At 42.9% G+C, this 25,068-nt stretch carries 19 protein-coding genes; 10 read left to right on the plus strand and 9 right to left on the minus strand.

The window, feature by feature from the left end:
* The first annotated feature begins 42 nt into the window (after positions 1 to 42).
* The 3 genes from argB (at position 43) to BLS59_RS02180 (ending at position 3,271) form a co-directional block, all read left to right on the plus strand.
* A complete protein-coding gene (argB, locus tag BLS59_RS02170) occupies positions 43 to 888 on the plus strand; it encodes an acetylglutamate kinase (RefSeq protein WP_240315125.1) in 846 nt (281 codons plus the stop codon).
* A complete protein-coding gene (gene proC, locus BLS59_RS02175) occupies positions 885 to 1,703 on the plus strand; it encodes a pyrroline-5-carboxylate reductase (RefSeq protein WP_091143517.1) in 819 nt (272 codons plus the stop codon). The genes argB and proC overlap by 4 nt, the downstream gene beginning before the upstream one ends.
* 191 nt (positions 1,704 to 1,894) lie before the next feature.
* Positions 1,895 to 3,271, plus strand: a complete 1,377-nt coding sequence (locus tag BLS59_RS02180) for an aspartate kinase (RefSeq protein ID WP_091143520.1) — start codon at positions 1,895 to 1,897, stop codon at positions 3,269 to 3,271.
* Positions 3,272 to 3,298: 27 nt separating this feature from the next.
* Here the strand turns inward: BLS59_RS02180 and BLS59_RS02185 are convergent, their stop codons facing one another.
* Entirely contained in the window at positions 3,299 to 4,771 is a 1,473-nt protein-coding gene (locus tag BLS59_RS02185) for a TlpA family protein disulfide reductase (RefSeq protein ID WP_091143525.1), read from the minus strand.
* Between the two features lie 25 nt (positions 4,772 to 4,796).
* Positions 4,797 to 5,294, minus strand: coding sequence for a hypothetical protein (locus BLS59_RS02190; protein ID WP_091143528.1), 498 nt, complete (start codon positions 5,292 to 5,294; stop codon positions 4,797 to 4,799).
* Positions 5,295 to 5,497: 203 nt separating this feature from the next.
* Here BLS59_RS02190 and BLS59_RS02195 point away from each other — a divergent pair, with 203 nt between their 5' ends.
* The gene (locus BLS59_RS02195) at positions 5,498 to 8,308 is read left to right on the plus strand and encodes a S9 family peptidase (protein ID WP_091143531.1); all 2,811 of its coding nucleotides are present in this window, start codon (positions 5,498 to 5,500) and stop codon (positions 8,306 to 8,308) included.
* A 299-nt stretch (positions 8,309 to 8,607) separates the two neighbouring features.
* Here BLS59_RS02195 and BLS59_RS02200 read toward each other — a convergent pair whose 3' ends face one another.
* From BLS59_RS02200 to BLS59_RS02210, 3 genes are read right to left on the minus strand one after another with little or no spacing between them, the layout of a single operon-like run.
* Positions 8,608 to 10,125 (minus strand): dihydrolipoamide acetyltransferase family protein, encoded by a 1,518-nt coding sequence (locus BLS59_RS02200; RefSeq protein ID WP_091143535.1) that lies wholly within the window; start codon positions 10,123 to 10,125, stop codon positions 8,608 to 8,610.
* 43 nt (positions 10,126 to 10,168) lie between these two features.
* Complete coding sequence (locus BLS59_RS02205; RefSeq protein WP_091143539.1) at positions 10,169 to 11,416, minus strand: competence/damage-inducible protein A; 1,248 nt, start codon at positions 11,414 to 11,416, stop codon at positions 10,169 to 10,171.
* Positions 11,417 to 11,419: 3 nt separating this feature from the next.
* Positions 11,420 to 14,281, minus strand: coding sequence for a putative LPS assembly protein LptD (locus BLS59_RS02210; protein WP_091143542.1), 2,862 nt, complete (start codon positions 14,279 to 14,281; stop codon positions 11,420 to 11,422).
* A 52-nt stretch (positions 14,282 to 14,333) separates the two neighbouring features.
* On the opposite strand from BLS59_RS02210, the gene BLS59_RS02215 reads away from it, so the two are divergent.
* Positions 14,334 to 15,245, plus strand: coding sequence for an N-acetylmuramoyl-L-alanine amidase family protein (locus tag BLS59_RS02215; protein ID WP_091143546.1), 912 nt, complete (start codon positions 14,334 to 14,336; stop codon positions 15,243 to 15,245).
* 126 nt (positions 15,246 to 15,371) lie between these two features.
* Positions 15,372 to 16,316, plus strand: coding sequence for an MlaD family protein (locus tag BLS59_RS02220; protein WP_091143548.1), 945 nt, complete (start codon positions 15,372 to 15,374; stop codon positions 16,314 to 16,316).
* A gap of 230 nt (positions 16,317 to 16,546) precedes the next feature.
* On the opposite strand, the gene BLS59_RS02225 is transcribed toward BLS59_RS02220, so the two are convergent.
* From BLS59_RS02225 to BLS59_RS02240, 4 genes are all read right to left on the minus strand, one after another.
* Positions 16,547 to 17,461 (minus strand): ribonuclease Z, encoded by a 915-nt coding sequence (locus BLS59_RS02225; protein ID WP_091143551.1) that lies wholly within the window; start codon positions 17,459 to 17,461, stop codon positions 16,547 to 16,549.
* Positions 17,462 to 17,482: 21 nt separating this feature from the next.
* Positions 17,483 to 17,863, minus strand: a complete 381-nt coding sequence (locus BLS59_RS02230) for an STAS domain-containing protein (RefSeq protein WP_091143554.1) — start codon at positions 17,861 to 17,863, stop codon at positions 17,483 to 17,485.
* A gap of 53 nt (positions 17,864 to 17,916) precedes the next feature.
* Positions 17,917 to 18,861, minus strand: a complete 945-nt coding sequence (locus BLS59_RS02235; RefSeq protein ID WP_091143558.1) for a phosphoribosylaminoimidazolesuccinocarboxamide synthase — start codon at positions 18,859 to 18,861, stop codon at positions 17,917 to 17,919.
* A 145-nt stretch (positions 18,862 to 19,006) separates the two neighbouring features.
* Positions 19,007 to 19,966: a PhoH family protein gene (locus tag BLS59_RS02240; protein WP_091143563.1), complete on the minus strand. Its 960-nt coding sequence runs from the start codon at positions 19,964 to 19,966 to the stop codon at positions 19,007 to 19,009.
* 101 nt (positions 19,967 to 20,067) lie between these two features.
* Here BLS59_RS02240 and BLS59_RS02245 point away from each other — a divergent pair, with 101 nt between their 5' ends.
* The 4 genes from BLS59_RS02245 to BLS59_RS02260 all read left to right on the plus strand — a co-directional run bounded on the left by BLS59_RS02245 (position 20,068) and on the right by BLS59_RS02260 (position 24,844).
* A complete protein-coding gene (locus BLS59_RS02245) occupies positions 20,068 to 20,844 on the plus strand; it encodes an SAM hydrolase/SAM-dependent halogenase family protein (RefSeq protein ID WP_091143566.1) in 777 nt (258 codons plus the stop codon).
* A gap of 95 nt (positions 20,845 to 20,939) precedes the next feature.
* Entirely contained in the window at positions 20,940 to 21,461 is a 522-nt protein-coding gene (locus tag BLS59_RS02250) for a hypothetical protein (protein ID WP_240315126.1), read from the plus strand.
* 37 nt (positions 21,462 to 21,498) lie between these two features.
* Positions 21,499 to 23,331, plus strand: coding sequence for an ABC transporter ATP-binding protein (locus BLS59_RS02255; protein ID WP_091143570.1), 1,833 nt, complete (start codon positions 21,499 to 21,501; stop codon positions 23,329 to 23,331).
* A 118-nt stretch (positions 23,332 to 23,449) separates the two neighbouring features.
* Entirely contained in the window at positions 23,450 to 24,844 is a 1,395-nt protein-coding gene (locus tag BLS59_RS02260; protein WP_091143573.1) for an MBL fold metallo-hydrolase, read from the plus strand.
* Positions 24,845 to 25,068: the final 224 nt, after the last annotated feature.

Below are 25,068 nucleotides of genomic sequence, written 5' to 3' on the forward strand. Positions count from 1 at the left end.
TGATAGTAAATTGGCAACAACTGGGTTATATTATTGTTAAGAATGAATAAAAGCGAGGCAGTTTCGGTAAAATCCACCCAAATGGAGGGCAATAAAAGTCTGTACATAATAAAAATAGGCGGAAACGTTATTGATAACTCAGAAAACCTGTATCATTTTTTAAAAGATTTTACAGCGCTTGATGGTTATAAAATATTAGTGCACGGCGGCGGTAAAGTTGCAACACAAGTTGCTGAAGATATGGGCATTGAAGCCAAGCTGGTAGATGGCAGGCGCATTACCGATATTGAAACCCTGCGCGTGGTTACCATGGTGTATGGCGGCCTTATCAACAAGAATATTGTGGCCCAGCTGCAGCGTTTTGGTACCAATGCTATTGGTCTTACCGGTGCCGACGGTAATTTTATCCAGGCAATAAAACGCCCGGTAAAAACCATAGATTATGGTTTTGTAGGCGATATACACGAAAAATCAATAAATCCGGATAATATAAGTCGCTTGATGGAAGCCGGCTTCACCCCTGCTTTCTGCGCGTTAACGCATGATGGCGAGGGGCAATTGCTTAACACCAATGCCGATACCATTGCATCGGCGCTGGCGGTATCGTTATCGTCATTATATGATACCACGCTTATTTACTGTTTTGAGAAAAAGGGCGTATTGCAGGATATTGATGATGAAGATTCGCTGATACGGGAGATAAACCCGGAGCATTACGAGGAATTAAAAATAAAGAAAATAATACACAGCGGCATGCTGCCCAAGCTTGACAACGCCTTTACCGCCATTGCCTGCGGTGTAAAAGCAGTTATCATTGGTAAAAGCGACGACCTGGGAAATTTAAAGAATAACAAACCATTTGGAACACGTTTAAGTAAAAACGCATGAACGCATCACAGCAATTAGCCATATTAGGCTCTGGTAACATTGGGCTGTCATTAGCCAAAGGGTTGGTTAAAGCAGGTATTTGCAAGCCCCAGCAAATTACCCTTACACGCAGAAATGTTAACGCCCTGGCAGAGTATGCCCTGGAAGGTTACCACACTACGGATAACAACATGAAATCGGTACGCAAGGCCGATATTATAGTACTGGCAGTATTGCCGCATCAGCTTAATAAACTGCTGGACGAGATACGCCCATCTATTAAGCCAGATAAACAGCTGTTGATATCGGTAATATCCGGCGTTAGCTGTAATGATATCCGCCAGCAGCTTGATCTGAACGTGCAAGTGGTACGTGCCATGCCAAACACCGCCATAGCCATAGGCCATTCCATGACCTGTATTGCTACCGATACCGGCACCAATAAAAATATCAACCTGGTAAAATCACTTTTTGATACTGTTGGCGTAAGCATCCAGATCAACGAAGAACTGATGACCTCGGCCACGGCGCTTTGTGCCTGCGGTATCGCCTTTTTCCTGCGCTCTATCCGTGCGGCCTCACAAGGCGGCACCGAAATCGGTTTCCATGCACACGATGCATTAAAAATGGCCGCGCAGACAGCCAAAGGTGCTGCCGATTTGCTGTTGCAGTTATCATCGCACCCCGAGCAGGAAATTGACAAGGTTACATCGCCGAGCGGTTGTACCATTGCCGGGTTAAACGAAATGGAGCACAACGGTTTCAGCTCGGCCATGATAAAGGGCATCAAGCTCTCTGCCGAAAAGGCCGGTGATCTTTACAAAAAGGAAAGTTAACCACCCTGTTTGCGAAAATTAACCTTCCGTTTTGATAAGGTTTAGCCTCAGCAGAATTGGCCTTGTAAAAGATCAGATAAACACAAAACCCTAATAACCAATTATATTTAGGCGATATTTAAACTAAACTATACCCGCACCCGTGTTGGTATAGTTTTTATCGCATACGCGTAAAGCGTTTATTTTTTAAAATGTTAACAGTAGAAAAAATTGGCGGTACATCCATGACCGCGTTAAATGATGTTATTAAAAACATCATTTTGTTTGAGCGTAGCGGGCAACAAGTGTACAACCGCATATTTGTAGTATCGGCATTTTCGGGGGTAACCAACCTCCTGCTCGAGAATAAAAAGACCAAGGCGCCCGGCGTTTATCACCGCCTGGCCAGCTATAAGGATTTTCATAAGCCGCTGGCGGCCCTTATTGTTAAGCTAAAACAGATCAACAAAAGCTACGAAAGCTTAGGATTAAACCTAACCGAAGCCGACGCGTTTATTGAAACCCGTATAAAAGATGCGCAGGTTTACCTGGAAAACATGGCCAACATCCTGGCATCGGGCTATGTAAGTAAAGATGGTATTTTACTGGCAGCACGCGAGATCCTGGCCTCCATCGGTGAAACCCATTCGGCTTATGTGTTTACAAACATACTCCTGAGCATGGGCATCAATGCCACACTTGTTGATTTGAGTGGTTTTCATGACCATCGCTCGCTTACTATAGATCAACGTATAAAGAAAGACCTGCAGCATATCGATTTTGAAAACACCGTTACCATTGTAACCGGCTATGCAAAAGGTACAGAAGGCATCATGCGCGAGTTTGATCGTGGTTATTCGGAAGTTACCTTCAGCAAGATAGCCGTGGCTGTAAAACCACAGGAAGCCATCATCCATAAAGAATACCATTTATGCACCGCCGATCCTGAATTGGTGGGCGTTGATAACTGTTTCCCGGTGGGCAATACCAATTATGATGTGGCCGATCAGCTGGCAGATGTGGGTATGGAAGCCATCCACCCCAAGGCCTCAAAACCGTTGGAGATAAACGGTATCGACCTCAGGATTAAAAACACCTTTCAGCCCGAGCATCCCGGCACACTTATAACCCGCGAATACATCTGCAATAAAAAGCGCGTTGAGGTAATTACCGGCACCGAAAGGGTAACCATGATTGATATTTACGATCCATCGATGGTGGGCAACGTTGGTACCGATTTTCATATCATGCAGCTGTTCTTCAAGTTTGGCGTTAGCTACTCATTTAAAGCTACCAGCGCCAACAGTATTTCGATAGTGATATGGGATAAGGATTTCAACAAAAAACTTATCCAGGAGCTGGAGGACGATTACGAAAAGGTTACTGTAGAGAAAATGGCTATGGTTTGCCTTATCGGTTCAAATATGGATCAGCCTGGTTTACTGGCGCGGTCGGCAACCGCATTGGCGCAAAAAGGCATCAACATAAAAAGCTGCGGTTTTGCCCTGCGCAAAGTGAATATCCAATTCCTGATAGCCCGCGAAGATTTTGCCGAAGCCATTAAAGCGCTTAATAAGGCGATGATTTAATTTAAAGATACAGATAAGCAAACAACGCTACAGGTGTTTGCTTATCTGATCATACAATATTTGTTTATCGCTGGGGCGGGCGGCATCTTTTTCAATAATTACCCCATCCTTCACCAGCACGTACCGCGGAATAGAATAGCCTTTACCATCCCAGAATTTTATCAGCAGATCTTTTAGCAGGGTGTTGTTTACCCTTGCGTGGTTGCCGCTTAGGTTATAAAACTTTATCATATCCCGCCATTGCTTATCCGCACCATCGTTATCCATTGAAATAAAAAGCGATTCGACATTCTTATCTTTTAAATACTTCCTCACATCTGCGGCATATTGAAATTCATCTTTACAAGGCCCGCACCAGGTTGCCCACATATCTACATAAACGGTTTTGCCCTTAAATGTCGCCATTAGCTGGTCGAAAGTGCTTATACCATCTGTTGGCAGTATAATTTGTTCGGCGCTTAATGCCTGCGCGGCTCGTTTATGGTAGGCTGTAATCTCGTTAATAAGCTGGGTAAGGTAAGTTGTGAAATTACTTTTGGGATAGTCTTTTATAAACCGGTTATACAACGTTACAAGTTGCGGCTGATACTGTTTTTCCATGGCCTCGTCAAAAATGAAGCGGGCTTGCAGGTATTCCAGGTTTTTACCGGTAAAATTGGCTTTAAAGCTGTCGTAAAATCTATTAAAATAATTACTGCCATCAAGGGGCTCATTATAGGTGCCGTTTTTTTTTGCGAGATAAATTAATTTATACCAGGTAGCATAATCTTTAGCATAGTAAAAAAACTCCGGGGCACCTGTGGCAAACTGATTGTTAGGTGGGGTTGTTTTATATATTTCAGGCCAGGCATCTTCCAAGTCCTTATTAAAAACCGCTTTATAATCGGGCCGATTATGGTCGTAAGTTGTCCTAATATACTGAACAAAAATTGCAGACGATAATACAGCAGCATAATAATAGCGGATATCCCGCTCGGTAAAGCGGTAAAATTCTTCACTTACCTTCTTAACCTTAAGCAGCGAATCAAACCGATGAAGTTCCTTGGTAATATCCAGGTCTATAGCCTTTTTCAGTCCGGCTGCTGTTGTATCATTACTATAATAAAACCGCGCTTTTAACTGATAAGATGGGTGATTCAAATTATTATAAAGTACAATACCATCGGCGTTGGGGCCTTTTACCGTTAAGGTTTGTTTTTTGTCGTTAACAGTAAGGTCTATTTGCAGGCTTTTCCCAGGTGTTATAAAAACAGGGGTAAGCTTGCCATTGTTTGATATATAAATAAAGTTGCCCGCTTTCAGGGTATTAGGAAACTGTATGGTATTTTTGGAATCAAGCCGGTACGTTTTCTGATTTTGCCAGTAATTGTAGTTTATGCCGTCAACCGGGTAATTTATCTTCACCACGGTATCGGGACTGCCGGTAATGTTGATGGTTATGTTTTGCGCCTTAACATAATTACAGCACAACATGGCCATTAAAAACAGGATCTTTTTCATGCAGGTTATTTAGGTATGATGTTTTCTATTTGCCCTCCAATTCAAGGGATGGAATACTATAGTCATTTAGCAGACTGAATAGTTTATTATGACTGCCTTTTACATACGTCAGATCAATAGTGTACATGTTATTCTTTTTTGCGTAAACAAAATAGCGGATAAGCGCATTTTTATCCTTCACCGGGGATATGGCTTTATCGTACATTTTTATGTAGATCGTATTATCCGCCGGTTCAATTTCATCGATATCTGACCAGTAGTATTTAACATTGTAAACATGGTGATGAATATATTCTTCGGTGATCTCCAACAAAGACCGTCTTAAAATTGCCAGCCGCACCATATTAAAATTTCTGAAAGTATAAATTATAAGCAAAACGATACATGCCAGCCCCAGGAAAAAGCTCCAGCTAAGTACAGCCAAATGTTTGTTAAAGAAATTGGCAGTTTGTATAAATCCGTAAACGAACAGCAAAAACGGTAACGCCACCAGGTGCTTATCAAATTTAAAGTAATATTTCATAGCTAATAAGTGCCCCTAATTTAGCAGATATATTTGATAATACTTGTCGCCTGTTATCCGTAATACCAGTTCCAAAAAATCACCGCTGTTAGATAGTCCTTATTCTTTGCTCCAAAAGTCCTTACTCTCTCTTTGTAACTTTCCCGTGGCTAATTTTAAAACACGGCCTATTTTAAGCATATTTAATTCTTACTTAATTTAATATGCGTAAACTTTTACTTATCATCTGTTTATCCTTTGTCAGTGTTAGCTTGTTTGCCCAAAAAGCAAGTAAAAAACCGCTGGATCAGTCTGTATTTGATGGCTGGCAAAGTATCAGCGACCAGCGCATCAGCAACGATGGTAAATGGGTACTATATGTAGTAAAGCCCCAGCAAGGCGATGCCGAACTGGTGATAACCAATCCTAAAAATAACACCAAAATAAAAATACCAAGGGCCGATACCGCCAGGTTCAGCAGCGACTCGAAATTTGTGGTATTCCAGATAAGGGCGTTTTATAAGGATGTGCGCCAGGCTAAAATAAAGAAGAAAAAACAAGCCGATTTTCCTAAAGATACACTGGGCATAATTTCATTAGCCACACACGCTACTACCAAAGTGCCAGCCATAAGATCATTTAAAATAGCCGAATCTGCCAATGTGGTGGCATACCTTACCATTTCAGATACCATTAAAAAGCCTGCACCGGGCGATACCTCTAAAAAAGCCATCAGCACAACCATAGCCCCACCTACCCACGAAGGGGCCGATTTAACCACCGGCAAACTGGGCGATAAAACAACTCATACCTTTAAATACGTTACCGATTATCAGCTGAGCAAAAACGGAAAGCTGCTGGCGTTTGCCGTAACTGCACCTGCTAAGCAAAAGGAGATACTATCGGGCATGTACGTTTATGACTTCGATAAAAATTCTGTAAAAACTATAAGCACCGGCAGGGGTAATTATAAAAACATCAGCATTGATGATTACGGCAGGCAACTTGCCTTCGCCGCCGAAAAGAACCCGGAGAAAGCTTTGGTAAAACCCTTTAAACTATATTATTACAACACCACAAAAGACAGTGCTAACGTAATTGCCGCCGCCGGTCTGATTGGCATGCCCGATAAATGGGCCGTGAGCGGCGATGGTAAAATATCCTTTAGCAAAAGTGGCGCAAAGTTATTCTTCAGCACCGCTCCTATCCCAAAACCGGCCGACACTACCATTGTTGATTTTGAAGTAGCTAAACTGGATATCTGGAACTATAAAGACGATTATCTGCAGCCGCAGCAGTTAAAAAACCTGCAAACCGAGTTAAAACGCAGCTATCTTGCTGTTATTCGCCTGCAGGATGCGCAAACCAGTCCGGTTCAATTGGGGAGCAAAGCTATCCAGGAAATACAGGTGGCCGAAAACAAGGATGCCCGTTATGTATTGGGCGTAACCGATACCGGTGCCCGTATCCAGGCACAATGGGAAGGCGATACCCGGCAGCAGGCTATTTTGGTTGATACCAAAAGCGGTAATAAACGTTTGATAAGTGAAGGGCTTAAAGCCCGCTACCGGATTTCGCCGGATGGGCAATATGTGGTTTGGTTTAACCTGGCCGATCAAAACTGGTACAGCTATACCATTGCTACGGGTTCAAAAATTAACCTCACCAAATCCATAGGTACAAAATTTGGCGATGAACTGAACGATGTACCCAACTACGCTTCCGACTATGGTATTGCCGGATGGACGCAAAACGATAAAGCGGTTTTAATTTATGACAGGTACGATATCTGGAGTATCGACCCAGCTACAGGCACCGCTAAAAATTTCACTAACGGTATTGGTCGCAAAAACAAACTGATCATCAGGTACGATGCTACTGATCCGGAACAAAAGTTCATACCATCAAAACAAGTAATGTGGCTGTCGACACAGAACGAGGAAACCAAACAATGGGGATATTTTACCAAAATGCCCGAAAGCAATGGCATCCCCGAAAAGATAAACATGGGTAAATTAACCTATGGCGATCTAACCCGCGCAAAAAACTCGCCTGTTTATATTTACACCAAAAGCAATTATGAACTGCCGCCAGATCTGTATGTATCTGCCGATCTGAAAAAAGAAGTTAAGTTAAGCGACATTAACCCGCAGCAGGCCCAATACAATTGGGGCACCGCCAATTTAGTGGCATGGACGACCCCAAAAGGCTATAAATCAAAAGGTATTTTATACAAGCCCGAGGATTTTGATCCGGCTAAAAAATACCCAATGATCGTTTATTTTTATGAAAAACTGTCAGACGGGCTGTATAACTATATCCCGCCCGCCCCTACGCCATCACGCTTGCCTATCTCCTATTTTGTGAGTAACGGTTACCTCGTTTTCGCGCCGGATATCAGCTACCAGAACGGGCATCCGGGTGCCTCAGCTGTTGAATTTATCAACTCCGGTGTTGAGTCCTTAAAGAAAAACAGTTGGGTAGATGCCGCGCATATTGCCATTCAGGGCCAAAGCTGGGGCGGCTACCAGGTTGCCTATTTAATAACCCAAACCAATATGTACGCCGCCGCATGGGCCGGAGCCCCGGTAGTTAACATGACATCAGCCTATGGCGGTATCCGATGGGAATCGGGCGTTAACAGGCAGTTTCAATACGAAAAAACACAAAGCCGCATTGGCGCAACCCTTTGGGAAAAACCCGAATTATATATCGAAAACTCGCCTTTATTCCAACTGCCGAAAGTGCAAACCCCGGTAATGATCATGAGCAACGATGCCGATGGTGCGGTGCCATGGTACCAGGGAATTGAGATGTTTACGGCATTACGCCGCTTAGGTAAACCAGTTTGGCTGCTGCAATACAACGGCGAGGCACATAACCTTGTTCAGCGCCAGAACCGTAAGGATATTACCATACGCGAGCAGCAGTTTTTCGACCATTTTTTAAAGGGCGCCCCTCTGCCTGTTTGGATGGCCAAGGGTGTACCCGCTGTTGATAAGGGCAAGGATTGGGGTTTTGAATTGGTGAAGTAAGCAAATACTCGCACGGGTTTAGCGCAGCTAATGGTGTTCACGTTTGGGATAAATAAAAAAGTTGTCATTCGAGAGAGGTACGAGGAGAAATCTTATACGATATGCAATTGGACTTAGCATTCCGTAGAAGATTTCTCTTTCGCCCATACGCTCTCGCCCAGCTTGCTCTATCGAAATGACAACTTTTTTAAAAATTCAATCTTCCGAACACTTGTGGCTGAAAGCCCGCGCCAGTGGTGTTAACAAACAGAAAGAGCCGGGTAATTTTACCCGGCTCTTTCTGTTAAGTATGATTAGGATTATATAACCCTGTTCGGATCCCATTTTTCAAGATAATCAGCAACGCGTCTTACAAATGAACCGCCGAGCGCTCCATCAACCACGCGATGATCGTAGGATAACGACAGGAACATCATATGCCTTATGGCTATTGCGTCGCCCTCCGGGGTTTCAATTACAGCTGGTTTCTTTTTGATTGCGCCAACGGCCAATATAGCAACCTGCGGCTGGTTAATGATAGGCGTACCCATCACGTTACCAAAAGAGCCTACGTTGGTAATGGTAAATGTACCATCGCGCACGTCATCTGGTAGCAGCTTGCCTATGCGGGCGCGGTTTGCCAGGTCATTTACAGCTTTGGTTATGCCTAACAGACTTAGCTCATCGGCTTTTTTAATTACCGGTACAATGAGGTTGCCGCTTGGCAGGGCGGTAGCCATGCTAATGTTGATATTGGCTTTCTTGATGATCTGTGTACCGTTAACAGTTACGTTTATCATCGGAAAATCTTTAATAGCTTTTACAACTGCTTCAATAAATATGGGCGTAAAAGTTATTTTTTCACCTTCACGTTTTTCGAAGCTATTTTTCACCTTTTCGCGCCATAAAACAAGCGAGGTTACATCGGCCTCAACAAATGAAGTTACGTGCGGCGAGGTTTGCTTGCTCATCACCATATGATCGGCAATAAGGCGGCGCATCCTGTCCATCTCAATAATTTCATCGCCTCCGGATACTGAAGTTCCAGGCTGGCTTGCAGTTGGCTGCGGGGCTGCGGCTTTTTCAGCAATTGGCGCTTTACCTTCGGCGGCTTCAACAGCAGCGGGTTCGGCATCGGTTAATGGTACCGGAACCGGTACAGCTGCAGGTTCGGCTGTATTTTGGGCAACGGGTGCCTTAATTTGTTCTTCAAATACAGGAGGTTTGGCCGCTGTCGGGTTTTGTCTGTTTTGCAAATAGCTTAACAAATCATCCTTGGTTAAACGTCCTTCTGCTCCAGTGCCGGGGATAGTGTCCAGCTCTGCTACCCTAATGCCCTCCTGGCTGGCAATATTGCGTACCAGCGGCGAATAAAAACGACCTTCGCTTTTAAATGCTTCCTGAACGGGCTGGGCAGTTTGCTCCAGTTGTGCTAATCCGGGAATATCTACAGGGGCAGGTGTATCGGGTTCTTGTTCGGTTATTTCCGGAGCGGTAACCGCAGATGCTTCTTCAACAACAGGTGGCTGTTCTTCTATTTTTTCTTCGGTTGCGGGTGCTGCCACTGTAACAGGTGCTACTTCCACGGCTTCTTCTTCGGCAGTTTCAATGATGGCTATTACAGCTCCTACCTGAACTACATCGTTTTCCTTATAAAGCTGCTCAATCAATTTACCGGCAACGGGCGATGGTACATCTGAGTCAACTTTATCGGTCGCGATTTCCATTACTGCTTCATCGGCATCTACATGATCTCCCGGATTTTTGGTCCATTTGATGATAGTTGCTTCTGCAACACTTTCCCCCATTTTCGGCAATAATAGTTGGTATTTGGCCATGCGCAAAATATAGTTTTGGATTCAAAATTATGAAATCCGGCCGTTAATTCGCAATGTCTGTGAGTAAAGTATTCAACATTGATAAAGCCATTACAGCACTCCTTTCGATGTTTTGCTGTCTTTTATTACCAAATGTGTATTTCTTTATCAACATTTTCTCACTTCCTGCAACTGCAATCCACACAGTACCAACAGGTTTGTCTGGCGTACCTCCGTCGGGGCCGGCAATACCTGTTATGGCAATTGCAAAATCCGACTTGAAATTTTTTATTGCTCCCTGCACCATTTCTTTTACACATTGCTCGCTCACGGCACCAAAACTTTTAATAGTTTGCGGCTTTACTCCCAAAATATGCTCCTTTAGCGTGTTGGCGTAAACAACTCCACCGCCCAAAAACACTTTTGACGAACCCGGATGCTGGGTAAATAAATGCGACAGATAACCACCCGTACAGCTTTCGGCAACAGATACCGTGAGGTCCGCTGCTTCCATTTTATTCATGATGGCCTTTTCAAGTTCTATATCTTCGGCAACAACAAAAACATTGCCTATGCGCTCAATTATGCGGGCTGCAAACTGTTCAACTTGTGGCAAAAGCAGGGCTTCATCTTCGCCAAATCCACTCAGGCGCAAACGTACCTGGCCAAGTTTAGGCAGATAAGCCAGTTTAATATACGGCGGCAAATCGTTCTCAATATCGGCAATATGCTCGGCCAGGAAAGATTCGCCCTCGCCTACGGTTAAAATGGTTTTATGAATTATTACAGGCAGTTTTAAGGTGGCTTTAATTTTAGGAATTACCTGCTCCTCCATCATATATTTCATTTCAAAAGGCACACCCGGCATCGATATATAAATTATCCCGTTATGGTTAAACCACATACCCGGCGCTGTGCCATTTTTATTTAAAATAATGTCGCAATTGGCGGGTACCTGTGCCTGCAGGCGGTTCACCTCAAGCAGGGGTCGGTTGTATTTGGCAAAAATACGTTCTACATTTTCTAATGCTTCCTGGTTTTCAACAAGCCCTACATTAAAATAAGTGGCCAGCGTTTTTTTTGTGATATCGTCTTTAGTGGGGCCTAACCCACCGGTTATAAAAACAATTTTTGCCCTCCCTGCGGCTTCTGCAAGTGCCTGTAAAATATGCTCGCTATCGTCAGATACTGATGATATTTGCTTTACCCTTACGCCTATATGGTTAAGCTGCGTAGCCATCCAGGCCGAATTGGTATCAACAATTTGTCCGATGAGGATCTCATCGCCTATGGTAATAATTTCTGCCAGCATTATTTATTGATAAAAGGAACTGTTGCTTGTGTAATCGTTTCTCTTGCTCAGTTTAAGATCCTGCAATATGGTTGATTTAACCTTTAAGGTAACGTTATACGATTTCAAATAACCGAAAGGTACCCATTGGAACGACAGATCCCAGCAATGCAAATCGCGATAAATAGAGAACGATGTGGCACTGGCCAGTTTTGCCGCCTTAATATCATAAGTGGTAGCATACTGAATTTTCCATTTTTGGGTAAGATTTACATCGCCGCTTATCATAAGCGTGTTACTTGTAGAGATAACGTTATAAGAGTTATTATAGCTGTAACTATAGTTTAAGGAGATATTCCAGGGCACATTAAAATCAACATAGGCATTAGGGTCGCTGTTAACCAGTGCCAGCCGTTGTGCCTGCTGGGCACCAATGTTCTGTAATGTGTTTACGTTTGGCGTACCTGGCGCGTGCGCCCTGGTGGAGTTTAAGCTTGCACTGGCAGAAATACTTAACGAGTTAAGCGCCGGAAGCTTACCATCCTGCCAGGTATAGCGGTTAATATAGGTGCTATAACGCTTAATGGTGTTATTGCTGATGGAGTCATGAACGCTTAGTACATACGGGTTAAAAATACCACTAAAACTAATGTTAACCTTTTGATTAAAAACAGCAGTGTGCCCCGAGAAGGAAATTGGCGTTAGCTTCATGGAATCGGCCGCGAAGTTGTAAAAGGTAGAGAATGATAAACCCTGTAAAATGGTTATTTTCCTGGGGGTACCCGATGTATCTGTACTTTTGGGCTTCACTTTGGCCTCTATGGTATTATCCAGCGAGAAACTTAAACCAGCCTGTTTACCGCCTGATGGCGAGCCATATACCGAGCCTTCAAAAATAGAATATTTGGTGTATGTATATGGATAAGGAATAGTTGCGCTACTTACCGCCGTTTTGTAATATCCATAACTTGGATCCGAAAAATCTGGTGTGTAACCAAAGCTGATAGAAGGCGTCATTACGTGCCTTATGGCGATTAAGTTACCGCGTTTAAAGTTTATCTGCCCGTATAATTTGGTTGATAAACCCGAGCTTAGGCTATAGTTACCGGCACGTTTAAAGCCAAGCACGGTATCAATCAATAACTGATCGCCGCTGGAGATACTTCCACGCTCAAACCTTTTATTAATGCTTTGGAAATACCAGCGTTCGGTATAATTCACGCTGCTGTTAAACTGAAAGTATTTGAGCACATTTAAACCCAAACTCACCGGAATCTGGTGCTGAAAACCGTTTTGTAACCGTTTTATGGTAGATGCTTTGAATAACTGCGATTCGGGCACATCGTTAGCGCGGTTGGTGGCCGTCATGTTATAGCTAACAGTAAGTTTTTGATACCATTTTTGCTCGCCCACCCTATCCTTTGAATCAAACGGGTTTATGGACGACATACCAAACGCAATTGTTGGCAGCTCAATGGTAATGGATTTACGGGCGATATCCTGGCTATGCGAAATACCCACCGTTAAGTTAAAAGGTGTACCAGCCCAGGTTTTACCGTAGGAGATACTGGAACGTAAGCTACTTTGCGCCGCGGTTACCACGTTATAATTGGTTGCAGCCGGGTTATTGGCAAAAAAACCCGAGGTACCGGCATTTACCGATGCGCTAAAGGTTGAGCCCGGATTGGCATTGGCATCCTGCGAGTGTGTCCAGTCGATGTGGATATCTTTAAGGGATGGATCGCCGGGCAAACCGTAATTGTGCGAGCCGAAACTGAGCGACAAGTTACCTGTATATTTATACCGCTTTAAATAACGGGTCATGGCATTTACCTCAAACGATCCTTTTGAGTATACCGTGGCTGTTGTTGTTAGATCAACATAATCGCTTATGCCCAGGTAATACCCGAAGTTGGAGAGCTTAAAACCAAGTTTTTGATCCTCGCCAAAGGTGGGCAATATAAATCCCGACGTTCGTTGATTGGGCTTGGGGAAAAACCCGAACGGAATAGCCAGGGGCAGCGGCACCCCCTCAATTTCAAGATAGGCCGGGCCCGATATGATCCTGTTTTTTTCACCTATACCCCTTGTTATTACAATACCAAAGTGCGTATCCGGATAAGGCAGATCGCAGGTACTGAATATTACGTTGCGGTAAGCTACCTCGGTTTCGTTAAGTTTTTTTGCCTGTCCGCCAGATATAAAGTTACCCTCCTGCTCAGATGCCGGGTTATATAACTTACCCTTTTTTGTTTCGTAATTAAAAACCAGCGAATCTGACGACAGGGGCTTATCGTTTTTTTGCTTGGATATTGGCCTGCCGATGTAACGGTGCGTACGCGGATCGATACTTCCGCGGGCAAACACCAGGTGGTTTTTCTGATCAACACGTATATAATCGGCATCCAGCTCAAAATCCTCGTAGGTTACACGGGCGCGGCCATACAGGTATAAAATATTATGTTCGTTATCGGTAATCGTCGAATCTTCGGCTACCGCTTTAACCTCAGATTGAATTCCGTCTTTATCTTTTTGTGTTTTTTGTGTAGTATCGGGTTTAAGGCCAAACTTATTGCCGGGTACTATTGCCGGCTTTAAACCATTTTTCTTTGTAGTGTCTAACTTTACAGTGGTATCGGTGATGGCTTTTACGGATAAATCCTTGTTTGAACCGTTATTTTCGGCAGCGGTGCCATTTAAAGCTGGCGTGGCTCGTTTAGTTTTCTTAATTTTAAGAAGTTTCCGGTCCCGCACCGAATCGAGTTTTATAATAGTATCAGCAACAGGCCTGCTGCTACGACCCTTATATGTACCTTTGCTTTCGGCAAACAGTACATTTACTATTAAAATAATTGCAAGTAGAAAAAAAAGTGTTGTGAATTTCAAAATTGATTATGAATAGTATTTTTGCAGATATAGTTAACAGCGTTCAAAAATAATGAAAAATAAGGCATTGAAAAGATTGATTTATAGTTTATCGGTATTGTTGATACTCCTTTCATTTTTCCCCCTCTCATCTTTTGGTTTTACGCAGAAAGATACCGTAATAAACAGCCCCGGTTTTAAAATTAAAACAATTATTGTTGATGCAGGTCATGGCGGTAAACCTTCCAGTTCAGAAGGGCATTATTCGCATGGTGCATCGGGTTCATTTTCATCAGAAAGAAATGTAACGCTTGCAATTGCACTAAAATTGCAAACCGCAATAGAAAAAGATATGGAAGGTGTTAAGGCCGTTTTAACCCGATCTACCGAGGATGATGTATCATTTGAGCGCCGCGCCCAAATAGCCAATGAGAACAAAGGAAATATTTTTGTATCCATACATTGCAACTCATTATCAGACAGGGTTGTACGTGAAAGAGTAGGTACTAAACGCCATAAACCCGTTTACCGTACCGTTAGCGTGCCCGACAGATCTGGCAAGGGTGTATTAATGCTGGTTTATGTACTACGCCGCTCCAAAGAAGCAGAGAATGCCATTAAGGGAAACCAGATTGAAGGTGAGGACTCGGGCATGGATGCCGGCTTGGATCCTAATGATCCCCTTACTATAATCTTAACCAACGAGTATAACAGAAAATTCAGACGGCAAAGTGTTAAGCTGGCCAGTTTACTTAATAATGAATTTACACAAACCGATAACAGGCCAAGCGAAGGGATCAGGGAACAGGGTGTTTATGTGTTGTGCCACGCTGCAATGCCATCAGTTTTGGTTGAAACCGGCTATATTAACAATCCGCAGGATGAACAATATTTAAATTCTGAAGATGGGCAAAACGAAATAGTGGCTTCTATTGTACGCGCTTTAAAAACCTACAAAAATGAGGTTGAACAGGTATCGCAATAATAAAATAGCAGATAATGTTACCTGCAAAAACTAAATGGGCGTGTAAACGTATATATAAAAAACAAAATTAAATTTGCCTGTAAAACAAGCTTTAGCTCAAAAATAGATAACTATAATCACTACTGAATGAAAATCTCTAACGAAACAAAAATAGGCGCGCTTACCGCTATCACCATCACTGTACTTATTTTGGGCTATAGCTTTTTAAGCGGAAATGATGTTTTTGCGGGCTCCAACAAATATTACGCTATTTATAATAGTGTTGAAGGTTTAACGGTATCAAAACCTGTACTGGTAAACGGTTTCCAGATTGGCCGTATCTCAAAAATGCAATTACAGCCAGACGGACGGACAACTGTTGAATTTAAAATAGACCCTAAATATGATATCCCCAACAATACGCTGGCTAAACTGGAAAGTACCGACCTTTTAGGCGGCAAAGCCATTGTTTTTCAATTAGGTAACAGCAAGGTATTTGCCGAAGATCAGGATACGCTGAAAGCAGACATCCAGGGCAGCCTGGCCGAAAGCCTGCAGCCTATCCAGAAAAAGGCCGAGCAGCTGATCTCTAAAATGGATTCGTCATTGGCGGCTATCAATAAGATCCTGAATCCTAACTTCCAAAAAAATATTGATCGTAGCTTTATGAGCATTGCCAACTCGTTGGAAACGCTTGAAGGCACTACCAAAAAGATCGACAAACTGGTGGGTTCGCAAACAGGCCATATTGATGCTATTCTTTCAAATGCCGAAGTGGTATCAGGAAGCCTGAAAAACAGCACCGCGCACATTAATGGTATGAGCGCCAACTTTGAAAAAGTGAGCAACGATATTGCCAATTCAAACATCAAACAAACACTGGATAACGCTAACAAGGCTATGGCCGATCTGCAAGCTACCATCAGTAAAATAAACAACAGCCAGGGTTCATTGGGCTTATTACTTAACGATGATAAGATGTATAAAAACCTTGCCGACGCCTCAAATAACCTCAACAACCTGTTTATCGACTTAAAAGCGCATCCAAAACGCTACGTAAGCTTCTCTGTTTTTGGCGGAAAGAAAGATTAAGATTTTTATGAGAATCAAGATATAAGAGTCAAGATTTAAGATAAATACACAAAAGGCCGGTGATCATTAGATCATCGGCCTTTTGCTTTTTAATTATCCTGTCAATCTGAGCATAGCGAAGAATCTATTATGCGGCTTGTATGTCGGCGATTAGATTCTTCGCTACGCTCAGATTGACAAAGCTTTTTATCATCTGCACATCTGTAATCTAAAATCTGCACATCTGAAAATTATTCTATTACAAACGTACGGCCTTCAAGGGCAAGCTCAGTATTGGGGAAAGCAGTTTTTGCTTCGTCAAGCAATTCGCCAAGGGTCTTATAACGGGCCGAAAAATGGCCTATTATGAGCTTCTTAGCATTGGTTTTCAAAGCTATTTCGCCGGCCTGTAAAGCGGTGGTGTGGTGCGTATCGTTAGCGCGATCCAGCATTTCGTGTAAAAATGTGGCTTCGTGATAAAGCAGCGTGGCGTTACTTATCTGCTCAAAATACTGCTCGTTGTACATTGTGTCAGAACAATAAGCATAAGTTTTAGGCGCGTCGGAATCAATGGTGAGGGTATCGTTTTTATAAACCTGTCCGCTATTGGTGGTATAATCCTTACCCTTTTTTATCGCAGTATAATATTCAATAGGAATTTCAAGCGCTTCTACCCTTTCTTTGATCAGCTTGCGTAAACGCTTTTTCTGCCTGAAAATAAATCCTGTACAATCAATACGATGATCAAGCGGGATGGTTTCGATAATGATATCGTTGTTATTTACAATCTCCTGCGCTTTTAGGGTATTGGTTTGGGTAAATACCAACGGGAAATGCAGCGTGGTTTCGGAGTATTTTAATTGCAGCTCAATGATCTCCATTAAATGCGGCGGCCCGTACAGGTAAAGCGCCTTTTTGCGCCCGTTAAGGTGCATGGATGATAGCAAGCCTACCAGGCCAAGGTAATGATCGCCGTGAAGGTGGCTGATAAAAATATAGTCTATGCGGCTGGCCTTTACATCAAACCGCAACATTTGCTGCTGGGTGCCTTCGGCGCAGTCAATTAAGTACAGGTGCTCATTTATGTTGAGCACCTGCGCTGTAGGATTTCTGTTGAAAATGGGGGTTGCAGAACTGCTCCCGAGTATTGTTACCTCGAATTTCATAATAGGTAAACAATATTTGGGTTATCGTGATGATTCTTTTTTCAGTTCTTTCTCTATCTCTTCCATGAAAATAAGGTCGATGCCTTCTTCGGAAGTAGGAACAATGGTTAATACGTTATCCAGCTGAGATATGGTTATTAAACGCGAAACCGATTCATTTAAGCCGGCCAGGATAAATACACCCGAAGCATTTTTACATAAACGGTGCCCAACCAGCAAACTGCTTAAGCCTGATGAATCGGCAAACTTTATCTGCGAAAGATCAAGAATGATATTCCGCTGACCTTCGGTATTGATCAGTATCAGTTCGGATTTTAGCTGCGGCGTAACCAATGAATTTAATTTAGATTCATTTAGCTTAACTAAAATATATTTCTCGTGTTTATCGACAGTAAATTTCATTCTTGTTAATAATTATAAAGCTAAGATAAGATTAATTTATGTGTAATTAAAACCTACAACTTGCTAAGTGCATTCCTAATAGCTATTTCAACACGGCTTAGTACGCTACCTTCTTCGGGTTTCACAAAAGCCTGTCCGGTTATTTGCTCATAAAGCTCAATATAACGTTCAGATATGGATAGCACAATATCAGTGGTCATCTCCGGCACTACCTGTCCCTCTTTTCCCTGGAAACCGTTTTCAATAAGCCATCTTCTTACAAATTCCTTTGAAAGCTGCTTTTGCTGCTCGCCTTTTTGCTGGCGTTCCTCGTAACCTTCTTTATAAAAGTACCTTGATGAATCTGGGGTGTGGATTTCATCTATGAGGTAAATCTGCCCGTCAGCCTTACCAAACTCGTATTTGGTATCAACCAGTATAAGTCCTTGTTTTGCAGCAATTTCTGTACCGCGTTTGTATAAAGCCCGGGTATAGGCTTCTAATTGTACATAATCTTCTTCGGTAACAATACCTTGTGCCAGGATCTGCTCCCTTGAAATATCCTCATCGTGCCCTACCGATGCTTTGGTAGTTGGGGTAATGATAGGTTCTGGCAGGATATCATTTTCTTTCAGTCCATCGGGCAGGCTTACACCACAAACCTGTTTACGACCAGCGGCATATTCGCGTGCCGAATGGCCTGCCAAATAACCACGGATCACCATCTCTACCTTAAACGGTTCGCAAATGCGACCGATGGTAACGCTTGGATCAGGAACCGAAATTACCCAGTTGGGTACAATATCGGCAGTGGCCTCTAAAAAGCGGGCGGCTATCTGGTTAAGCACCTGTCCCTTGTACGGGATAGGCTCGGGCAATACCACGTCAAAGGCCGATATCCGGTCTGACACTACCATGGCCAGGTATTTATTATCTATCGTATAAACATCGCGTACCTTTCCTTTATAGTATGCGGTTTGTTTAGGAAAGTTAAAATGTGTTTCTTTTATTGCGTTCATTGTTTGATTTAGATGTGAGATTTGAGATATGAGACTAAAAACCGTTCAAAACACATATTCCATATCTCAATTAGATATGAGATATTAGATTTATACAAGCACTCCGCAGAGTGTCTCATATCTCAAATCTAATAGCTCACATCTACTACTGTATATCCCCGTAAGCTTCTAATATTTTGCGTACCAGTTTGTGGCGTACAACGTCTTCTCCGCTTAGGTAAACTATTTCAATTCCTTTAATGTCTGTTAATATGCGCAGGGCAGTGTGCAGGCCCGATTGCTGTTTCTTGGGCAAATCTATCTGCGTAACATCGCCCGTAACAATAAACTTAGCAGATGGGCCCATACGTGTCAGGAACATTTTTAATTGCATATCGGTGGCGTTTTGGGCCTCATCCAATATCACAAAGCAATTGTCCAAGGTACGGCCACGCATAAACGCCAGCGGTGCTATTTCAATGGTACGATTTTCCAGGTAAAGCTTTAACTTTTCGGCTGGTATCATATCATCAAGCGCATCGTACAGCGGCCTTAAGTATGGGTCAATCTTTTCTTTTAAATCGCCGGGCAAAAAGCCAAGGTTCTCCCCTGCTTCAACGGCCGGGCGGGTTAAAATAATCCGTTTAATTTCCTTATTCTTAAGCGCGCGTACAGCTAAAGCTACAGCGGTATAGGTTTTACCGGTACCTGCGGGGCCAATGGCAAAAAGTATATCGCTTTTGTTAATACAATCAACCATTTTACGTTGGTTGGCTGTACGGGCTTTAACCATTACACCGTTGGGCCCAAACACAATAACTTCGCCACTGGCAAATTTATCGGTAACCTGGTCTGTAGATGGTGCGGTTGTTACTTTCGATCCAAGTATCCTTTCAAGATCGGTAATGTTCAGGTTTTCAAATTTTTCTACATGCTCAAGCAAGTGGCTGAATTTTTCCTGGAAAACATTTAGTTCATGGTCATCACCCAAAATTTTAACTTCGCTGCCACGGGCAACTATTTTAAGCTTTGGATATTGTTTCTTAATGATCTCAAAATGATCATTATTAGGCCCCCATAATACGGCTGGATTTACGTTCTCAATTGATAGCTTTAGCTCGTTCAATACTAATTGATTTTTTAGTTACGGATTTTTATGAATTAAAAATTGAATATTTGTAGCTTCAAATGCTACTACAAGATTAGCAATAAATATTTATAAAATTAATGGCAATTATAACATTAACTACTGATTTGGGCGACAAGGATATTTACCAGGCCGCACTAAAAGGCAGTATCTATAAATTGATGCCAACAGTTAATATTGTTGATATTACCAACAGCGTTGCCGCCTTTAATGTGCAGCAGGCTGCGTTTATTTTAAAGAACAGTTTTTACTACTTTCCTGAAGATACCGTACACCTTATAGGTATTGATACCGTTTATAACGATCATACAAAGTACCTTGCCGTAAGGTACAAAAAACATTACTTTGTTGGGGCTGATAATGGTATTTTTTCGCTGATGTTTGATACCGAGCCCGAAGAGATAGTGGAGATAAACATTATGCAGGATCTGAAGTTTTTACACTTCCCCCTGGCAGATATTTTTGTGAAAACTGCCTGCCATTTGGCAAAGGGCGGCGCACTTAATGAAATTGGCCTGCCGGTGAGCGATATTGAAAACAAAATGAACCTGCAGCCCGTTATTGAAAAAAACCTGATAAAGGGTGTGGTGATCTATATAGATTCGTTTCAAAACGTGATCACCAATATTACCAAGGAGTTTTTTAACAGTGTGCAGCAAGGCAGGCAGTTTGTGCTTAACTTTAAGCGTAACGAAACCATTAACCATTTAAGCTGGCACTACAACGAGGTGCCCGTTGGCGAAAAGCTTTGCCTGTTTGGCATAAGCGATCACCTGGAGATAGCTATAAATAAGGGTAACGCCAGCGGACTATTAGGTTTAAATCTTAACGATAAGGTGATCATTGAATTTCAATAACTGAATATGAAACCATCATGAGCTACCGCTCACAAACGGGAATGTATAAACCTGCTCATGATAGCTTCATCACCATAAAAAAACAAATTATATAGATGAAAAAACTGGTACTGCTTTGTGTGTTTTGTTTTTTATGTATTGGCGATATCTGCGCACAATCGCAGTTTAATGCCGACTCTGTGGCTTACCAGTTGCAGCGAAAAAAAATAAACGACATGCTGGCCAACCGCAAGCTTAAATTTGGGCAGTACAGCCAAAGTTTGAACGAGCATACCGGTATTTTTGGCTTTCAAACAAAAAGCGACATTCGCCGGTCGAACGATATTTTAATGGATATTGCAAAAACCGACGACAATATTTACAAGGAATTAAAAATACTACTGGAGTACCACGCATTCCAGGAAAGGCAGATTGAGAGCCATAGTAAAGAGGCCGAGAGTATTAATGAAAACTACCTAAAAACCATTCGCCTGCTCAGGCAATCAAACCTTAAGCTAAAAGCCGACCTCTCTGCATCGCAGCAGCATAAATCTACAGCACATATTATTTATATTTTTATAATTCTCCTCATGCTTGCGTCAATTTTATACCTTATCGGCAAAAAAAGTAAAGTTTAAGGTGTAATTTAGCGCCTTTAACTATCTAAAAGCATACATGGCACGAGGACGACTGAATAGTGGCGCTAAAACTGAAACCGAACTTCCCAAAGCAAAAATAAACAGGCAGAGCATCCAGAATATCCGTAAACTGCTCAATTACATAAAACCTTATCGCGGCAAATTTATAGCAGGTATGATATTCCTGTTTATATCAAGCTTTGTTGGTCTTGCCTTTCCTAAAATATTGGGTTCGCTTATTGATGCCGCGCAGGGCAAGTATGTAAGCAAATATTTGCCGCATAGCTTAAATGGAATAGCCGTTTTCGGGTTTGTTTTATTATTCGGTCAGGCTTTTGTATCATTTTTCAGGGTAGTTTGGTTTGTGCAGGTTGCAGAAAAATCGTTGGCCGATATCAGGCGCGACACTTACTTTAAGCTCATTACCCTCCCCATGAACTTTTTTGCCAACCGCCGTGTTGGTGAACTCAACAGCCGTATCTCTGCCGATCTTTCGCAGATCCAGGATACGCTAACCACCACCATTGCCGAAATCATAAGGCAACTGGTAATTATGGTGGGCAGCGTTATTTTGCTGGCTGTTGTATCCATAAAACTAACGCTGGCTTTGTTGGCCATCCTACCTTTTTTAGTAGCTTTTGCTGTATTTTTCGGACGCTACATCCGCAAACTATCCCGCCAGGCGCAGGATAAACTGGCCGAATCAAATACCATTGTTGAAGAAACCCTGCAAGGCATAGCCAATGTAAAGGCTTTTGTTAATGAGGCTTATGAAGCCACCCGTTATGATAAAATATTACGCAACGTGGTTGATATTGCAGTAAAGGGCGCAAAATTCAGGGGGATATTTGCATCATTCATTGTATTTTGTCTGTTTGGTACTTTTGTGGGCGTAATATGGTATGGCTCGGTGCTGGTTAGTCACCATGAAATTATGGTGGGCGATTTAACCACCTTTATCATGTACTCGATATTTGTTGGCGCGGCTATGGGCAGCTTTCCTGACCTGTATGCCAACTTACAAAAAGCGGTAGGCGCAAGCGAGCGTGTACTGGAAATACTGGCCGAACACGGCGAAGACATATCAATGGTTGACACCAATAACCAGATAGACCAACACATTAAAGGCGACCTTGCTTTTGAGAACGTGGTATTTGCCTACCCTTCCCGTTCGGAGTTAACCGTTTTAAAGGGTATTTCCTTTGATGCAGCTGCCGGACAAAAGGTAGCCATTGTAGGGCCAAGCGGTTCCGGAAAATCTACCATGGCATCGCTCATACTCCAGTTTTATCATCCGCAAAACGGCACCATTTTATTTGATGGCCGGCCGGCAAATGATTACTCCATTACCGATATCCGTAACCAGGTTGCTATTGTACCGCAGGATGTGTTACTGTTTGGCGGCACTATTTTAGAGAACATTGCCTACGGCAGATTAAACGCATCAAAAGAAGATATTATACAGGCCGCTAAACGTGCCAACGCGCACCAGTTCATCACCTCCTTCCCCGAAGGTTACGAAACTATTGTGGGCGAGCGCGGTGTTAAATTATCGGGCGGTCAGCGTCAGCGTATTGCCATTGCCAGGGCTTTGCTTAAAAATCCTTCTATTTTAATTTTAGATGAGGCTACCTCGTCGTTAGATTCAGAATCGGAACGTTTGGTGCAGGAAGCTTTGGAAGAGCTGATGAAAGACCGTACTTCTATCATCATCGCCCACCGTTTGTCAACCATCCGCGAGGCCGATAAGATCATTGTACTTGAAAAAGGCGAGATCATTGAAAGCGGCAGCCATGCTGAACTTATTGGCAACGAGCAAGGGCTTTACCGTTATTTAAGCCAATTGCAATTTGAAACACAAAGTAACTAATTAGTTATATGTGCGGCGGGATTGCCGTTATTTGAATAAAAGTTCGGATATTAAACCAGAAACCTAATAGGGTATTAAGCGGGCACGAGATATCGGTTGTGCCTCATCTACTTATAACATGAAATTAACCATACACGGGGCGGCCCGGCAGGTTACCGGAAGCATGCATTTGCTTGAGGTTGACCAATATAAGATTTTAGTGGACTGCGGATTAGATTACGAGAAGGATCGCAGCATACAAACCAACGAAGATTTCCCGTTTAACCCCGGCGATATTGACGTGGTGATACTTACACACGCGCACATTGATCACTCGGGTAATTTACCTACGCTCATCAGACTGGGCTTCAACGGCCAGATCCTATGCACCCCTCCCACCGCCGACCTTACCGAACTGCTTTTGCTTGATTCTGTAAATATTTTTATGCGGAAAGCCCATAAAGGCAGCAACAAGCGCGGCAAAGGAAAATTCAATACCGGCGCACAACCGTTATACCTGCAAAAGCATGTAATGGATACCGTAGAGCGGTTTGTGACTATAGGCTTTAACAGGCCGTTCCGTATAAACGGTAATGTGGAACTTACTTTTATACCTGTTGGGCATTTGTTGGGCGCGGCTTCGGCGGTACTTAAAGTAACCGAACACGGTGAAGAAAAATCCATAGCCTTTACCGGCGATATAGGCCGCAAAAACTATCCGGTACTTAACGATCCAGAAGAATTGCCGCAGGTTGATTACCTGGTGTCGGAATCTACCTACGGCGGCCGTTATCATACCAAAGATAAATCGGTAGAGGAAACACTGATAGAGGTTATTGATAAGGCCTGCGTTAAGGAACAGGGCCGGTTAATTATCCCGGCGTTCAGCATCGGGCGTACGCAATCATTAGTATATGCGCTCAATAAGATCTTTACCGAAGGCAAGCTTCCGCAGGTTAAGGTTTTTGTTGATAGCCCTATGGCTACTATGGCGACAGGTATTTTCCGCAAATACCACAGCCTGGTGAACCAGGAAGCCCAGGCATTTTACAAAGATAAAGGCGACGAATTTGAGTTTGATAACCTTACCTATGTAGAAACGCTGAAGGATAGTCGGCAGATCTCTAACTATTATGAACCCTGCATCATCATATCATCGGCAGGGATGCTGGAGGGTGGCCGCATCCAGGATCACCTTTTTTATAATATCCAGAATTATTATTGCACCATCCTTTTTATTGGCTATTGTGCCAAGGGAACGTTGGGTTTCCGCCTGCTCAGGGGCGATCCTATCGTACATATTAAAGACCGTGAACTGGCCGTTTACGCCACCATCAAAAAAACCGACGTACTAAGCGCCCACGGCGATCATGATGATCTGCTCAACAACATAAAGCACCAGGATAAAACAAAGCTCAAAAAGGTTTTCCTGGTACACGGCGAAGGTGAAAGCATGAAACTGCTGGCCGATGCCTGCGAAGATGCCGGCTACAGCGTTACCATTCCCGAAAAGGATGTGGTGTATGATTTGTAGGTGAGTTAAAGACTTGTAACTTCCCTTGCGCTCGTTTGTAACGAGCGCTTAAAGTGTTTTTGCGTCTGCGACGCTTCTTCGCGATGCAATCGCGTAACCGTGTTAAGCACTCGTTACAAACGAGCGCAAGTGGAGTTATAAAACCCTCAAACTCCGAAATGGAAAACTGACAAAGAGGCGAAAGACTTACGAAGTTTTAAAAACTTCGTAAGTCTGAGATTTAC

It is taken from the genome of Mucilaginibacter pineti (assembly GCF_900101875.1).
Taxonomy (GTDB): Bacteria; Bacteroidota; Bacteroidia; order Sphingobacteriales; family Sphingobacteriaceae; genus Mucilaginibacter; species Mucilaginibacter pineti.

What these genes read in the sequence shown, in the direction of transcription:
- BLS59_RS02260 (WP_091143573.1), top strand. Translation starts at nt 23,450, where the DNA reads ATGAAATTAACCATACACGGGGCGGCCCGGCAGGTTACCGGAAGCATG.
- BLS59_RS02215 (WP_091143546.1), top strand. Translation starts at nt 14,334, where the DNA reads ATGAAAAATAAGGCATTGAAAAGATTGATTTATAGTTTATCGGTATTG.
- BLS59_RS02245 (WP_091143566.1), top strand. Translation starts at nt 20,068, where the DNA reads ATGGCAATTATAACATTAACTACTGATTTGGGCGACAAGGATATTTAC.
- BLS59_RS02180 (WP_091143520.1), top strand. Translation starts at nt 1,895, where the DNA reads ATGTTAACAGTAGAAAAAATTGGCGGTACATCCATGACCGCGTTAAAT.
- BLS59_RS02225 (WP_091143551.1), bottom strand. Translation starts at nt 17,461, where the DNA reads ATGAAATTCGAGGTAACAATACTCGGGAGCAGTTCTGCAACCCCCATT.
- BLS59_RS02255 (WP_091143570.1), top strand. Translation starts at nt 21,499, where the DNA reads ATGGCACGAGGACGACTGAATAGTGGCGCTAAAACTGAAACCGAACTT.
- argB (WP_240315125.1), top strand. Translation starts at nt 43, where the DNA reads ATGAATAAAAGCGAGGCAGTTTCGGTAAAATCCACCCAAATGGAGGGC.
- BLS59_RS02235 (WP_091143558.1), bottom strand. Translation starts at nt 18,861, where the DNA reads ATGAACGCAATAAAAGAAACACATTTTAACTTTCCTAAACAAACCGCA.
- BLS59_RS02190 (WP_091143528.1), bottom strand. Translation starts at nt 5,294, where the DNA reads ATGAAATATTACTTTAAATTTGATAAGCACCTGGTGGCGTTACCGTTT.
- BLS59_RS02200 (WP_091143535.1), bottom strand. Translation starts at nt 10,125, where the DNA reads ATGGCCAAATACCAACTATTATTGCCGAAAATGGGGGAAAGTGTTGCA.
- proC (WP_091143517.1), top strand. Translation starts at nt 885, where the DNA reads ATGAACGCATCACAGCAATTAGCCATATTAGGCTCTGGTAACATTGGG.
- BLS59_RS02185 (WP_091143525.1), bottom strand. Translation starts at nt 4,771, where the DNA reads ATGAAAAAGATCCTGTTTTTAATGGCCATGTTGTGCTGTAATTATGTT.
- BLS59_RS02230 (WP_091143554.1), bottom strand. Translation starts at nt 17,863, where the DNA reads ATGAAATTTACTGTCGATAAACACGAGAAATATATTTTAGTTAAGCTA.
- BLS59_RS02205 (WP_091143539.1), bottom strand. Translation starts at nt 11,416, where the DNA reads ATGCTGGCAGAAATTATTACCATAGGCGATGAGATCCTCATCGGACAA.
- BLS59_RS02220 (WP_091143548.1), top strand. Translation starts at nt 15,372, where the DNA reads ATGAAAATCTCTAACGAAACAAAAATAGGCGCGCTTACCGCTATCACC.
- BLS59_RS02195 (WP_091143531.1), top strand. Translation starts at nt 5,498, where the DNA reads ATGCGTAAACTTTTACTTATCATCTGTTTATCCTTTGTCAGTGTTAGC.
- BLS59_RS02250 (WP_240315126.1), top strand. Translation starts at nt 20,940, where the DNA reads ATGAAAAAACTGGTACTGCTTTGTGTGTTTTGTTTTTTATGTATTGGC.